General features: G+C 66.9%; 16 protein-coding genes. 9 read left to right on the top strand and 7 right to left on the bottom strand.

From position 1 onward, the window contains the following. Positions 1-4: 4 nt before the first annotated feature. Positions 5-310, top strand: coding sequence for a DUF2516 family protein (locus tag T333_RS14620; protein ID WP_354998827.1), 306 nt, complete (start codon positions 5-7; stop codon positions 308-310). Positions 311-513: 203 nt separating this feature from the next. Next, complete coding sequence (locus T333_RS14615) at positions 514-1557, top strand: alpha/beta fold hydrolase (RefSeq protein WP_496424728.1); 1044 nt, start codon at positions 514-516, stop codon at positions 1555-1557. A gap of 75 nt (positions 1558-1632) precedes the next feature. On the opposite strand, the gene purU is transcribed toward T333_RS14615, so the two are convergent. Both purU and T333_RS14605 read right to left on the bottom strand, forming a co-directional pair. Then, positions 1633-2523: a formyltetrahydrofolate deformylase gene (purU, locus tag T333_RS14610; RefSeq protein ID WP_354998829.1), complete on the bottom strand. Its 891-nt coding sequence runs from the start codon at positions 2521-2523 to the stop codon at positions 1633-1635. A 296-nt stretch (positions 2524-2819) separates the two neighbouring features. Then, positions 2820-3371, bottom strand: coding sequence for a GNAT family N-acetyltransferase (locus T333_RS14605; protein WP_496424727.1), 552 nt, complete (start codon positions 3369-3371; stop codon positions 2820-2822). 158 nt (positions 3372-3529) lie between these two features. Here T333_RS14605 and deoC point away from each other — a divergent pair, with 158 nt between their 5' ends. Beyond that, on the top strand, positions 3530-4198 hold the full coding sequence (gene deoC, locus T333_RS14600; protein ID WP_354998831.1) for a deoxyribose-phosphate aldolase: 669 nt from the start codon (positions 3530-3532) through the stop codon (positions 4196-4198). Positions 4199-4259: 61 nt separating this feature from the next. Here the strand turns inward: deoC and T333_RS14595 are convergent, their stop codons facing one another. After that, the gene (locus T333_RS14595) at positions 4260-4988 is read right to left on the bottom strand and encodes an LmeA family phospholipid-binding protein (protein ID WP_496424726.1); all 729 of its coding nucleotides are present in this window, start codon (positions 4986-4988) and stop codon (positions 4260-4262) included. A 99-nt stretch (positions 4989-5087) separates the two neighbouring features. On the opposite strand from T333_RS14595, the gene T333_RS14590 reads away from it, so the two are divergent. The 5 genes from T333_RS14590 to T333_RS14570 all read left to right on the top strand — a co-directional run bounded on the left by T333_RS14590 (position 5088) and on the right by T333_RS14570 (position 8785). Next, positions 5088-5696, top strand: a complete 609-nt coding sequence (locus tag T333_RS14590) for a hypothetical protein (protein ID WP_357254267.1) — start codon at positions 5088-5090, stop codon at positions 5694-5696. Between the two features lie 80 nt (positions 5697-5776). After that, a complete protein-coding gene (locus tag T333_RS14585; protein ID WP_496424725.1) occupies positions 5777-7258 on the top strand; it encodes a hypothetical protein in 1482 nt (493 codons plus the stop codon). A gap of 279 nt (positions 7259-7537) precedes the next feature. After that, positions 7538-8308 (top strand): Rpn family recombination-promoting nuclease/putative transposase, encoded by a 771-nt coding sequence (locus T333_RS14580; protein WP_496424724.1) that lies wholly within the window; start codon positions 7538-7540, stop codon positions 8306-8308. After that, positions 8305-8538, top strand: a complete 234-nt coding sequence (locus tag T333_RS14575) for a hypothetical protein (RefSeq protein WP_496424723.1) — start codon at positions 8305-8307, stop codon at positions 8536-8538. Before T333_RS14580 ends, T333_RS14575 begins: the two co-directional genes overlap by 4 nt. 37 nt (positions 8539-8575) lie before the next feature. Next, positions 8576-8785: a hypothetical protein gene (locus T333_RS14570; RefSeq protein WP_496424722.1), complete on the top strand. Its 210-nt coding sequence runs from the start codon at positions 8576-8578 to the stop codon at positions 8783-8785. A gap of 153 nt (positions 8786-8938) precedes the next feature. Here T333_RS14570 and T333_RS14565 read toward each other — a convergent pair whose 3' ends face one another. Beyond that, positions 8939-9151, bottom strand: coding sequence for a DUF397 domain-containing protein (locus T333_RS14565; RefSeq protein WP_496424721.1), 213 nt, complete (start codon positions 9149-9151; stop codon positions 8939-8941). Beyond that, entirely contained in the window at positions 9141-10061 is a 921-nt protein-coding gene (locus T333_RS14560; RefSeq protein ID WP_496424720.1) for a helix-turn-helix domain-containing protein, read from the bottom strand. The genes T333_RS14565 and T333_RS14560 overlap by 11 nt, the downstream gene beginning before the upstream one ends. A gap of 356 nt (positions 10062-10417) precedes the next feature. On the opposite strand from T333_RS14560, the gene T333_RS14555 reads away from it, so the two are divergent. Continuing rightward, a complete protein-coding gene (locus T333_RS14555) occupies positions 10418-10723 on the top strand; it encodes a hypothetical protein (protein WP_496424719.1) in 306 nt (101 codons plus the stop codon). Between the two features lie 310 nt (positions 10724-11033). Here the strand turns inward: T333_RS14555 and T333_RS14550 are convergent, their stop codons facing one another. Next, on the bottom strand, positions 11034-11597 hold the full coding sequence (locus T333_RS14550; RefSeq protein WP_496424718.1) for a hypothetical protein: 564 nt from the start codon (positions 11595-11597) through the stop codon (positions 11034-11036). A gap of 15 nt (positions 11598-11612) precedes the next feature. Continuing rightward, a complete protein-coding gene (locus T333_RS14545; RefSeq protein WP_496424717.1) occupies positions 11613-12038 on the bottom strand; it encodes a hypothetical protein in 426 nt (141 codons plus the stop codon). Positions 12039-12156 lie beyond the last annotated feature (118 nt).

Below are 12156 nucleotides of genomic sequence, written 5' to 3'. Positions count from 1 at the left end.
TATCATGGGTCAGGTGAATACCGTGCACGGGTTGACCGGACTGATTTTGCTGGTGTTGTGGCTCGTTGCGCTGGGCGCGACGATCTTCGCCCTGATTCACGCCATCCGCCAGCGGCCGGACGCCTTCACCGCGGTGGACAAGCAGACCAAGCCGATCTGGCTGGCGATCCTGGGGGTGTCGCTGCTGCTTCTGCTGCTCTCGCCCGCGGGGCTGGGTCTGCTGGCTTTCGTGGCCATCATCGCCACGGGTATCTATCTGGCCGATGTGCGGCCCAAGGTGGACGAGGTCCAGCGCGGTCCGCGTTGGTGAGCCGCTGATCGCGAGCCCGTCTACGGGCTGCCGTAGCGAAATTTCCAGTGCTTGCCACAGCAAGCGGACTTGGCGTTCGCGCTGGTAGTGCCATCTGTGCGCCGCTGCCCCGTACCGGGCAGCGGCGCCTTTTTTGTGCTTGCACTAGCTAGCAGACGGTACTTCGGGTTACTGTAATTATCAGTAACACAAAGGAGTGTCCGATGCGTGCACAGTTGCAGACCGCGTTGGGCGAGCTGCCGGGAAAGGCTCGGGGCCTGCTCGACGTACATCGCGCCAATCTCCGGGCGCGTACCTACTCGACCCCTGCGCTGAACCCGCCCACCGTTCCACCCGACGTCATCCCGGTGACCGCGCCCGACGGCACGAAGCTGCGGGTGCACGCGTACGGTCCGGCCGACGCTCCCGCCATGGTGCTCGTACACGGCTGGACCTGCGCCATCGAGTATTGGAATGCCCAGATCAACGCCTTCGCGGGCGAATACCGGGTGATCGCGTACGACGTGCGCGGACACGGTGAGAGCGAGCGCGGCTCCTCGAAGCTGACCATGGAACTGCTGGCCGACGACCTCGCCGCGGTGCTGAAAGCGGCGCTGCCCGCGGGCCGCAAGGCCGTGCTCGTCGGGCACAGCCTCGGCGGCATGACGCTGCAAGCATGGGCCGGGCGCTACCCCGAGGAGGTCACCCGGCGCGCGGAGGCCGTCCTGCTGACCAACACCGCGCCGCACGGCCTCGTCGCCACGACCACCGTGGTGCCGTTCTTCAACCGGCCGCTGCCGTGGAAGCGCACCGGCGTCTCGCTGCCGCACGTCGTCGGCAAGCTCGGTCTCGGCACGCCGATCGTGTTTCCGCCGATCAAGCTCGTCAAATGGGTGTTCGCCCGCCAGATCATGAGCCTGGAATCCACCGGCGACCTGGTCGACTACAGCATGGCCGTGGTGCGCTCCTGCCCCGCGGTGGTGCGCGCCGAATTCGGCAAGCTGCTCGCGATCATGGACCTCGGCGAGTCCGCGAAGAACCTGGTGGTGCCGACCACCATCCTGGCCGGCTCCGCCGACGACATGACGCCGCCGCTGCACTCCGAACTCATCGCCGAGATGCTCGAATCGGTGGGCAGCCTGGTGCGCTACGAGGTGCTGAACACCGGCCACCTCGGCAACGTCGAGATGTACGAGCGGTTCAACGAGGAACTCGCCGGCGTGCTCGACTCGGTGTACGCGCCCGCGCGCACCGAAGCGGTCGGCTGATCCGAGCCGATCGCCCGCTTACCCCGACCGGAGCCGACGTTGTCTCCGATCGGGGTCGCGGCGTGGGTACGGCGGTCAGTTGAAGACGACCGTGCGGCGGCCATGCACCAGCACCCGGCCTTCCAGGTGCCAGCGCAGTCCTCGGGCCAAGACCACGCGTTCGATGTCGCGGCCCTGGCGCACCATGTCACGGACCTCGTCGGCGTGATCGATGCGGATCACGTCCTGCTCGATGATCGGGCCCGCGTCCAGTTCGGCGGTCACGTAGTGGCAGGTGGCGCCGATCAGCTTGACGCCGCGGGCGAACGCCTGGTGGTACGGGCGGGCGCCGACGAACGAGGGCAGGAAGCTGTGGTGGATGTTGATCGCCCGGCCCGCCCAGTGCTCGCAGAGTTCGGCGGGCAGCACCTGCATGAATCGGGCGAGCACCACCGCGTGCGGGTCGTGCGCGTCGACCAGGTTGCGCACCTCTTCGAAGGCGGGGCCGCGTTCGGCCGGATCCTTCGGGAACGGCACGTGGTGGAACTTCACGCCGTGCGCCTCGGTCATTCCGGCCAGATCCGGGTGATTGCCGATGACGGCTTCGATGGTCGCGGGCAGCTCGCCCGAGGCGGCGCGGCCGAGCAGGTCGTGCAGGCAGTGACCGTCCTTGCTGACCAGCAGCACCGCGCGGCGCCGCTCGCCGGTGTCGTGCAGCTGCCATTCCGTCGCCGCGCCGAGCCGGGCGGCGACTTCGGAGAAGCGCTCACGCAGTTCCGCGATGCCGAAGGGCACGGTCGAGGCCTTGATCGCCTGCCGGGTGAAGAACCAGCCCGTTTCGGTGTCCGAGTGGTAACCGGCCTCCACGATCGACCCGCCGAACTCGGCGATGAACGAGGTGATCCCCGCGATGATGCCGGGTCGGTCCTGGCAGCCCAACGTCAACACGAAACGGCGATCGTCCGAGGCGGATGGAGCGGAACTCATCGGCCCATCCTCCCAGGTGATGCTTCGCGCACCGCACCAGGACCGGATGTTCCGGGGTGGAGGTTCTCGGATGCCCGCCGTTCGCCCAGCGCACATCCATCCGGCTGCGCCTGTCGCAGCTGACGACCGCCGTGACCGTCAGCCGCCCAGCACGACCGGAGGCCGCCTCTGGTCGGCGCCCGCCCGCGGGCGTGTCCCGATCGAAGGTGACATTCGGTCGGTGTGACTCGTTCGGGGGCGCCTTCGGTCGGCCATCACGGTCCGCGCGGGTGCGCGCCGCGACCGACAGGAACCGATCACAGGTCGTAAAACGGTTCGGCGTAATGGAATTCGCCGGTGATCTGCGCTTCGTAGGTGGTGAGCGGGCGGACCTGGAAGTGCGAGGACCAGTCCGGTTCGTCCGGGGCGATGCCGAGGCGGGCCGCGGGTACGAAGCCGAACCTGGGGTAGTAGTCGAGGCTGCCGAGCAGGCCGATCAGGGGTTCGTCGAGCGCGTCGGCGGCGCCGAGCGCGGCGTGCATCAACGCGGAGCCGACACCGGTGCCCTGGTGCTCGACGTGTACACCGAGCGGCCCGAGGCCGAGCGCGGGGAACGGGCCGACGGCGGCGCGGGTCAGACAGACGTGCCCGATCACGGTGTCGAACTCCACCGCGACCAGCGAGAGGGTGGGAATCCATCCGGCGTCGCTGCGCAACCGCGCGACGAGATCGACCTCGGGCGGTTCGGTGGGTGGCGCGGCGGCGAGTCCGGCCGCGGCGGTCTCGCGGGCGTACAGCGCGCCGAACGCACTGCGATGCACCGACGCGACGGCGGGGGCGTCCTCGGCGCGTTCGCGACGGATCAGCACGATGTCGTCTCCTCCCGAACGAGTTGGGCCATCCGCACAACGCTCGTCAGGTGGCCGAGCTTCCCGAAGCTTGCGGATCCACCGACAGATACGAGTGTGCGGTACGCGTCGTCAGGCACGCAACGGAATTCGCCTCGCGTGTGCCAGACTCTCGAAACATGGCAGATTCCGCGTCGCTGAGCAGGGCCGAAGTGGCCGCCGTCATCGATCACACCTTGCTGGCGCCGGAAGCGACGCCCGCCGAGATCGCCGCGCTGGTCGACGAGGCGCGTGCGCTCGGCGTCTACGCGATCTGTGTCTCGCCGTCCATGCTTCCGGTGCGCGCGCCGGGTCTCGTGGTCGCCACGGTCGCCGGATTCCCCTCGGGCAAACACCATTCGCTGGTGAAGGGCGCCGAGGCGAGGCTCGCGGTGGATCAGGGCGCGGCCGAAGTCGACATGGTCATCGATGTGGGCGCCGCGCTCGACGGCGAATACAACGCCGTGCTCGCCGATATCGTCACGGTGCGCGAGGCCGTCGGAGATCGCGCGGTACTCAAGGTCATCATCGAATCGGCCGCGCTGCCGGACGAGGCGATCGTCGAGGTGTGCCGCGTCGCCGAGCGCGCGGGCGCCGATTTCGTGAAGACCTCCACCGGATTCCATCCCGCGGGCGGGGCCAGTGTGCACGCGGTGCGGTTGATGGCCGAGACGGTCGGCGGGCGGCTCGGGATCAAGGCCAGCGGCGGCATCCGCACGGCGGAGGCGGCGGCCGAGTTGGTCGCGGCGGGCGCGACGCGCCTCGGGCTGTCGAAATCGCGTGCGGTGCTGGAGGGTTTCCCCGCCTGAGCCCCCGCCGAGTGGAAAACGGCAGGGCCCGAGACTTTTTCGCGAACGCATCGCGCGGGGATCAGCAGCGCACTTCGGCGTTGTTCTCGGCGGCGGGCAGTTCCGTGCGACCACCCGCGAGCTGCGCGACGACGCCGTCGTCGGTCACCTTGATCTCGGTGGCCTTCAGGCCCATCGGGTAGCTCTGCAGACTCTCGGTCATGATGTCGACGATGCCCTCGACCAGATCGGTCGGCAGACCGATGCCGAGCAGCTCGGCCGACTTGGTCTGCACTTCGACGACGCCGTTGCGCACCTCGGGGTGCACCTGGAGCTGAGCGAGGCCGCCGAGCACGTCCAGCGTGATCATGCCGGTCGCCGACGACGAGCGGACCCCGCTGACCATGCCGCCGAGCGACTCCTGGATGCCCTCGTTGCTCCAGGTGACGTGCGCGGAGGAGCTGCCGACGACACCGCCGCCGTTGCCGCTGTTCACGCCCTCGAGATCGTTGAACTCGGCGTGCACCACCATGCCGACGGCGGGACCGAACTTGTTGTCCTGGCTGTCCACGGTGACCGAGGAAACCTTCCCGTCCAGCCAGGTGATCAGCATCGGCTTGGCGCCGAAGCCGACATCGATCCGAGATCCCATCTCTTTCTCGAACTGGCTGCTGATGCAACGGGAGACGACGTGGCGCGCGTACGCCTCGCCGCCGACCAGGACGGCGGCCAGCAACGTGGCGACCACGACCAGGGCGATCACCAGCGTGCGCCTGCTGACGGACAACTTGGTGGGCGGCTTCGTAGTCATGCGGACGATTCTTCCCGACGTTTCTGTGCGGGTTCTGTGGGCGCGTTGAGGGTCTCGAATGTGACATGTGACACAGAATTCGAGCGTAGCCTGGTCTGCATGGCTGGCGATGCGGCGGGCCGCGCACCCGAATCCGTCGATCAAGGGTGGCGTGTGCTGCGCAGGCTGGCCGGTCGGCACGCCGGATTCTTCACCACCCGCCAGGTGCTGCGCACGGGATGTGAGGCCAAGGTTCGCGCCGGGCTGGGGGATGGATCGGTGACCAGGGCCGGAGTCGGGATGCTGCGGCTGACCGAATGGCCCGATGGACCGCTGGACGAATACGCGATGTGGGCGGCCTGGTTCGACGGCGCCGCCGCTGTCTCACACCACAGCGCCGCCGAGTTGCACGGCTTGGGCCGGTTGCGCCCACGCTTCCTGCACCTGTCGGTCGGCGCGGGACGCCCGCCGGTGACCCCGCGACTCGTGGTGCTGCGCCGACCACTGATCGGCTCGGACGTGGAATCGGCGGGCGCGTTCCTGGTGACAACGCCGGTGCGCACCGTGCTCGACCTGGCCGAGGCCGATATCGGGCAGGTGGCGCTGAACGAGGTGGTCGGCGACGCGGTCGCCATCAATCGGTGCGCGGGCGCGGAAATCCGTTCGGCCAGCGTGCGTCTGCCGCCGCGAGCCGCCGCCAGGGTGCACCGCGCGCTCAAAGGTCTGTGAGGCGCGGTGATCCGTTCCGGCTATGAATTCGAGGTCCGTCCGGTTTTGCCGGGCGCGTAATCGTGGCAGGGTGACTGATCATGGGGTCGGTAGGTGCGGGTAGGTGGGATCTCGTCTTTCCGTCCGGGGCGCCCGACCGGGTCGGCGACATGTTCGCGACCGCCGTGGTCGCCGATGCCGTGCGCCGCTACGACGCCGATCTCGCGCAATGGGTGGAGACCTGCCGCGACTGGTCGCGTCAATACCGCCCGGTGTTCCGCGGGATGACCGCGCTGGCGACCAGCTCGCCCGACGCGTCGGTGGGCAGCGCGCGCGAAGGACTGCGCGCCGCGCGGAATCTGCTGCGCTTCGTCACCGGATACACGGTGGAACCGTTGCGCGGTGTGGAGATCGGCTCGGTCGCCGCCGACGGGCCGGACACGGGAACCGCGCGCGGCACCGGAAAACCCGCACGGCGCCTGGAGGTTCCGTTCCGTGGCGCCGTGCTCGCCGAGGAGACGTTGCAACGCGAGCTGACCGATTGGCGGCAGCGCGGCATCGTGGAGCCGGGTTTCGCGGCCGCGGTGGAGCGGGTGATCGATCATCCGGAGTGGTTGGCGCTGCCAGGGTTTCGGGTCGTCCTCGCCGGCGCGGGTGAGCTGACGCCATTGCGCCCGCTGCTGCGCTGGGGCGCCGACGTGCTCGCGGTGGCGCGGCCGGGGCCCGCCCGCTGGCGCGAGTTGGTGGGGGAGGCCGAAGCGGGCGGGGGCGTCCTGCGCTATCCGCTGATCGACGGGCAGCCGGGCGCCGACGTCACCACCCAGTTCCCCGCCCTCGTGCCCTGGATTCGAGAACACCTCGGCGGGGACACTTTTCCGGTGTTCGGCGGGTACGTCACGCGACGCGGGCCGGGCGGTGTCCGGCTCGCCGTCGCCCTCGACCTGCTCGCCGCCGATCTGCTCGGCGCGCGCCCCGACACCGCGCTGGCCGGAGTCGGATCACCGACGGACTGCTACGCCGTACCGGAATCCATAGTCGCCCAGGCGCATTCGCGGCTACACGGTCGCGGGCCGCGTGGCCTCGCCCAAGACGCGCTGCGCACGCTCACCCGATCCGCGCTCTATCGGCCCAACTACCGGACCCGAGTCACCGACGGCGAGGGCGCGTGCTGGTCGGTCGCCGACGCGCTCTTCCCGGCCCAAGGACCGAATCACGCTCTCGCCCAGCGGATTCTGCGCTGGCGCGCGATCGCCGCACACGATGCGGGACACACGGTCTCCTATACCGTCGCGCCGCCGACCTGGACACGCGCTGTGTCGTCCCAGCGCTCGTTGGCCGCCGCGTATCGCGGCGCGCATCGCTTCGGCATCGAGATCTTCGAACCCGACACCGCACGCACCTTGCTCGCCGCCAAACTGGTCGCCGACCTCAACGATCCGGCCCCGGCCGATCCGAACCCGGAATCGCTGTTCGCGGGCGGCGCCGCGCATGGCGGGCTCTGGTCGCTGCCGTTCGAGCCGCGCTCCATCCTGCCGATCGCCATGGCGACCGGGCAGCTACGCGGGCTGCTCGGCCGCGAGTGAACGGCGGGCTTGCCGTTCGCCGCGCTCCGTACAGCTGGGACCATCCAGGCTGGTGCGCCGCCTGTTCGGGGCGACCGACCTATGCGGGGCACCGTGCCCTGACGGTGGACACACCGCCAGAGTTGTGTGCCGATGTCGGCTCCGCTGCCCGGACCGGACTCGGCAGCGGAGCGTGACTACGGAGAGCTTCCTCGACGTGGATCGACCTGGACAGCCGACCTCCCAAGTGTCGCTGCGATTTCCGGTCGGCGGGACCGTTCGGGCGGTAGTTTCGCTGCCATGCCCGCCGTCCCGTCGAACCCACACGATGCCTACTTCCGGCATGTCTTGTCCCGCCCCGCGGACGCTGCCGGTGAGATCCGCGCGGCACTGCCGGAAGGCATTGCCACCCGCCTCGATTGGGATCGGCTGGAACTACAACCGGGCAGCTTCGTCTCCCCGGAGTTGCGTTCCCGCTACACCGACATCCTCTACCGCACCCGTCTCGACGACCACGACGCATACATCTACATCCTCGTCGAACATCAGAGCAGGCCCGACCAATTCATGGCGTTGCGGATGATGGACTACCTCGTCAAAGTCTGGAATCACCATCTGGACACGCACCACAAGCCCAGCACCCTGCCCGCGGTGATTCCACTGGTGGTCCACAGCAACGGCACCGGTCGCGTCTGGAACACCCCGACCGAACTGGCCGACCTCATCGATCTCGACCCGGCAGCCCGCGCGGCGCTCGACCCGTATCTGCCGCGCCTGCGTTTCCTGCTCGATGATCTCGCCGCGCTGGATTTGCGGGCCCTGCGAAATCGCGACCTCACTCCCGCGACCCGGGTCATGCTGATCCTGCACAAGATCACCCCCGGCAATACTCGGCTCGGTGTCGACCTGCTGGCGTTGACAGATGACCTGCAAGCGATCCTCGACGGCCCCGCGGTGAGGACGAATTTCACTGCGTCACGAGGTACCTGTTCCTCGTCGGAGATATGGCTACAATCGACTTCGACCCTCTCATCGACCGACTCGGTCCCCGAGCGAAGGAGGCCATCGTGACCACCGCCGAACGCCTCCGCGCCGAAGGACGTGCTGAAGGGCGCGCCGAAGGATGGGCCGAAGGGCGCGCCGAGGAACGGGCCAATACCCTGGTCGAGTTGCTGACCTTGAAGTTCGGTCCGGTATCAACGGGGGTTGTCGACACGGTCCGGGCTGCGGATCCGGCGCAGGTGCGAGTCTGGATCGGCCGGGTCCTGGCTGCCGCCTCTGTCGAGGATGTCTTCGCCTGACCGGCACCGACTCGGTCCCTGAGCGAAGGAGGCCATCGTGACCACCGCCGAACGCCTCCGCGCCGAAGGGCGTGCCGAAGGGCGCGCCGAGGAACGGGCCAATACCCTGGTCGAGTTGCTGACCTTGAAGTTCGGTCCGGTATCAACGGCGGTTGTCGACACGGTCCGCGCTGCGGATCCGGCCGAGGTGCGAGTCTGGATCGGCCGGGTCTTGGCTGCCGCTTCTGTCGAGGACGTCTTCGCCTGAACGGTACCGACTCGGTACCTGAGCGAGGAAGGGGCATCTCCAGACGCCTCCGTAATCACCGTCACCGAACGGCCATGTCATCACTGGATTCCCGAAGGCAAACTCGGTACGAATTGCGCTCGGTCCGAACAGACCGTTCGGTGCCCGTTTGCCTCAGCTGTCGAAGCGGTTGAACTCCCCGTCTCGGGCGCCCGCGGTGAAGGCGTCCCATTCGGCGGGGGTGAAGACCAAGGCCGGACCATTCGGGTTCTTGGAGTCGCGGACGCCGATCATGCCGCTGTCGAGGTAGGCGACTTCCACACACGCCGCCTGACTCTCGCTATAGCTGCTCTTGAACCAGCGGGCTCCGGTTAGATCACCGTTCACGGTCGTACTCCCTTGCTACCTGCCGAAGCAGGTCACGTGTACTCGTCTCGTCCAGCGCAGTGCGCCGGATAGCGCCAGCCAGTTCATAGTAACGATCAACGATCTCCTGTTTCTCGATGTACAGATCGCCGCTCATCGCACCCTCGAGATAGATGACCGGTGGCTCAACGAGATTGCCTCGGTTGTCGGTGCCGAAGTCCAAGATGACGAATCCACCGGGGAGCTTGCCCCAAGTGCAACCCGCTTTGAATGGCTGTATGCGCAGGGTGACGTTCGGCAGCTTGCTGATCTCGGCCAACTCCCTCATCTGTGCGGCCATGGTCTGAGAGAATCCGACGACTCGGTGCAGGGCGGACTCGTGTAGCAGAACCTCGAGTTGCAACGGGCTGTACTTGCGCCTGACGATCAACTGACGTTTCATCCTGGCGCTGACACGAGGCTCGATCTCTTCGGGTTTCCGGTCGAGGAATCCGGCGCTGATAATGCCTCGGGCGTAGTCGGCGGTCTGGAGGAGACCGGGCACCAGCTCCTGGAAGGTGGTCATTTTGCGAGCCGACCGTTCCATGCCCGCGTACATATTGAAGGCTTCGCTAAACATACCGCCCAGCGTGACAACCCCGCCATCGTCCTTGGCCGCCGCTTTGATGGCCAGGTCTACGGCCTTTTCGGTCTCTTCCGGGCTGACCTCGTAGAGCGTGCACAGCTCTCGAACGTCTTGCTTGCGAGGGTTTTTGGAGCGCCCCGCTTCGAGACGCTGAAGGGCGGCGGAACTCAACTGAACTTGCGTCGCGGCGATGGCAATGGTCATTCCGGTCGCATCGCGTCGGTCGCGGAGGAATCGTCCAAGCTGGCGGCGCAGCAGGGTCGGGGGCTCGGCCATGGGAAGCTCCTGAGCGGTGAATGCGGTCACGCCCTGTTCGTGAAGCTGATCGGGCTCACTGTCTGAACGCATTTGTAGCGCAACTTCGCACCAGGTCATGGGGTTTCGCACGGATTGCCTCGAGTATTCGCGCCGCTGTTCCCGAACGGTCGAGTTCGGTGGTGTCCTGAGTCCGCGCCCGGTGTGGCCAGTCCACTCTCCGCCGGTCAGCCCGACATCGGGCGCACCCGAACTTCCACGATGCCATCGAGATTGGACGAACGATGTATCCGGTATCCGCCATGCGTGCATTCCGCCGACCGACCGCGATCGGCTTCCTCCGCGCCGACATCTCTTCCTACCGCGAATCCTCCCACGGCCACGACATTCGGAGATTGGCGAAACGGATGGGCTACGAACTGCTGTTCGTCGTGCGGTTCGAGCAGGACTCCGACGCAGTACCGGACCCGCTCGAACCCGTCCTCGGGTTGGTGCGCGCAATCCACGCCGACGCCGTGATCGTGCCGGACCTGGCGCACGTCGAGGACCAGCCCCGCCCGATCTGCGATGTCTGCGATCTGATCACCGTTTATCCCGAACAGACTTGGACAGCAGTCGCTTCCGCGTTCGAAGGCAACCCATCGCTCGGCCCCGATCCGGGGAAGATCATCTCAAAGGTGCGGGACGCCCTGAGTCGTGAAGCGGAAAGTTGAGCGCCCACAGCACGCACGGCGACCGCTCACCGATTCCGTCCGAGGACGATGTTCGCGTGAGCGTGGTCGTGCACGGTGCGCGGATGGACTACCGCGCATGCGCCACCGCCGCCTCGGCATTCGCCCGAGCGTGGCGAGAACGGCACGCCCCAGAAACGATTTCGCTGTTCACGGACGGATGCGAGGGATTGCGGCGCCTGCCGTGCGAAACCCTCTACATTGAGCGATGACTCACGAATTCACGGCAAAGCCAAGGCCAACCCACGCCCTACGCGACCACAAGCTCCACGCCGCCCGAGATGAAAACGGCTCACTGGTTCCCGCGTGCGGAATCGTGCAATCCAGCAAGTCGGGCTTCGGCTCGCCTCAGCAGCCTCGATGTCTGCGCTGCCGCTAAAGGCTGGTCTGCCAACCACATCGCCGAGGTCAGCTGTTGTGGGTGCTGGCCGACTGTCCTGGCGCGAAAGGGGAACGATTGCGGAGATGAACAAAGGCCTAGGGCGGTCTTCCGATCCAGGGACGGGGGATGGGTGAACCACGCTCGGTTCTTCCGATCAAGGACGTCCCGGCAGACTCCGGCGACATCAGGGTTGCCTGCGAACAGCACGATGCCGAACGAGCCCAGCCAGGGCGCTGGCGCCAATTCCGCGATCGAATCCCCGGTTTCGCGACTGATCAACTGCATCGGAACATCGCCCGATTCGGCCCACCGGAAGAGTTCACCGGTGCGCAGAGAACGCCAGCGCCGGGGCTTGCGAACCCATGCTCGGTGCTTGAAGTTGAACGCCTGCCATGGGTGATGGGCAAGTATGTTCTCCATGCAACGCAATTCGTCGGCGTCGCCGACGAGAATGGGATGGCGTCCTGGTGTCATGGGTGATCGATCCAGTCAGTAGGGGACATCGGCGATCCATGGCCTCAGCTGTTCCTCGGACGCCGGGGTATTGGTGGAGGTAGCACGGGGCCGATTGCCCTTGACCTGATACCGCGCTCTGCGGCGGGAGGTCCACGGCTCGATCAGCCGATGTTCGACGACGAATCGGAAGTCGTCGGAGAAGCCTCCGCCGGGAGTAAGTATGTGTGCCTCGGCAAGTGCCGTCGATCGCGCCACCTTGTTCAGGCACACGAGTCGCCGTTGGTCCGATCCGTCGTTCGTTTCCAGGACTCCGAGCGCGGTCGGGTCACCCGCGAACCGCACCATCCCGGAGTAGCGGGCCAGGCCGTACCCGAATCCGAACCGCTGCGGTGCCGCGAACTCCGCGAACGCTGTTCCATCAACCGGGTCGAAAAGTTGAAAGGTGTACAGTGACCGCATCCATATCTTCTTCTCGGAGATGTTATCCGCGAGGATGGACCACAAGGTGATCCGATTGTAGTAGTTCCATCGACCGAATTTGTACTGATACTCCCGCCATGGCCAGCGGTCGAGGATC

The organism is Nocardia sp. CNS-044, assembly GCF_059570515.1.
Note: the sequence above shows the minus strand (reverse complement) of the source record. Positions and strands in the feature narration are given on the sequence as shown.

Coding starts and splice junctions, on each gene's coding strand:
- T333_RS14555 (WP_496424719.1), top strand. CDS start 10,418: ATGGGCTACGAACTGCTGTTCGTCGTGCGGTTCGAGCAGGACTCCGAC.
- T333_RS14615 (WP_496424728.1), top strand. CDS start 514: ATGCGTGCACAGTTGCAGACCGCGTTGGGCGAGCTGCCGGGAAAGGCT.
- T333_RS14580 (WP_496424724.1), top strand. CDS start 7,538: ATGCCCGCCGTCCCGTCGAACCCACACGATGCCTACTTCCGGCATGTC.
- T333_RS14545 (WP_496424717.1), bottom strand. CDS start 12,038: ATGCGGTCACTGTACACCTTTCAACTTTTCGACCCGGTTGATGGAACA.
- T333_RS14590 (WP_357254267.1), top strand. CDS start 5,088: ATGGCTGGCGATGCGGCGGGCCGCGCACCCGAATCCGTCGATCAAGGG.
- T333_RS14585 (WP_496424725.1), top strand. CDS start 5,777: ATGGGGTCGGTAGGTGCGGGTAGGTGGGATCTCGTCTTTCCGTCCGGG.
- T333_RS14620 (WP_354998827.1), top strand. CDS start 5: ATGGGTCAGGTGAATACCGTGCACGGGTTGACCGGACTGATTTTGCTG.
- deoC (WP_354998831.1), top strand. CDS start 3,530: ATGGCAGATTCCGCGTCGCTGAGCAGGGCCGAAGTGGCCGCCGTCATC.
- T333_RS14595 (WP_496424726.1), bottom strand. CDS start 4,988: ATGACTACGAAGCCGCCCACCAAGTTGTCCGTCAGCAGGCGCACGCTG.
- purU (WP_354998829.1), bottom strand. CDS start 2,523: ATGAGTTCCGCTCCATCCGCCTCGGACGATCGCCGTTTCGTGTTGACG.
- T333_RS14550 (WP_496424718.1), bottom strand. CDS start 11,597: ATGACACCAGGACGCCATCCCATTCTCGTCGGCGACGCCGACGAATTG.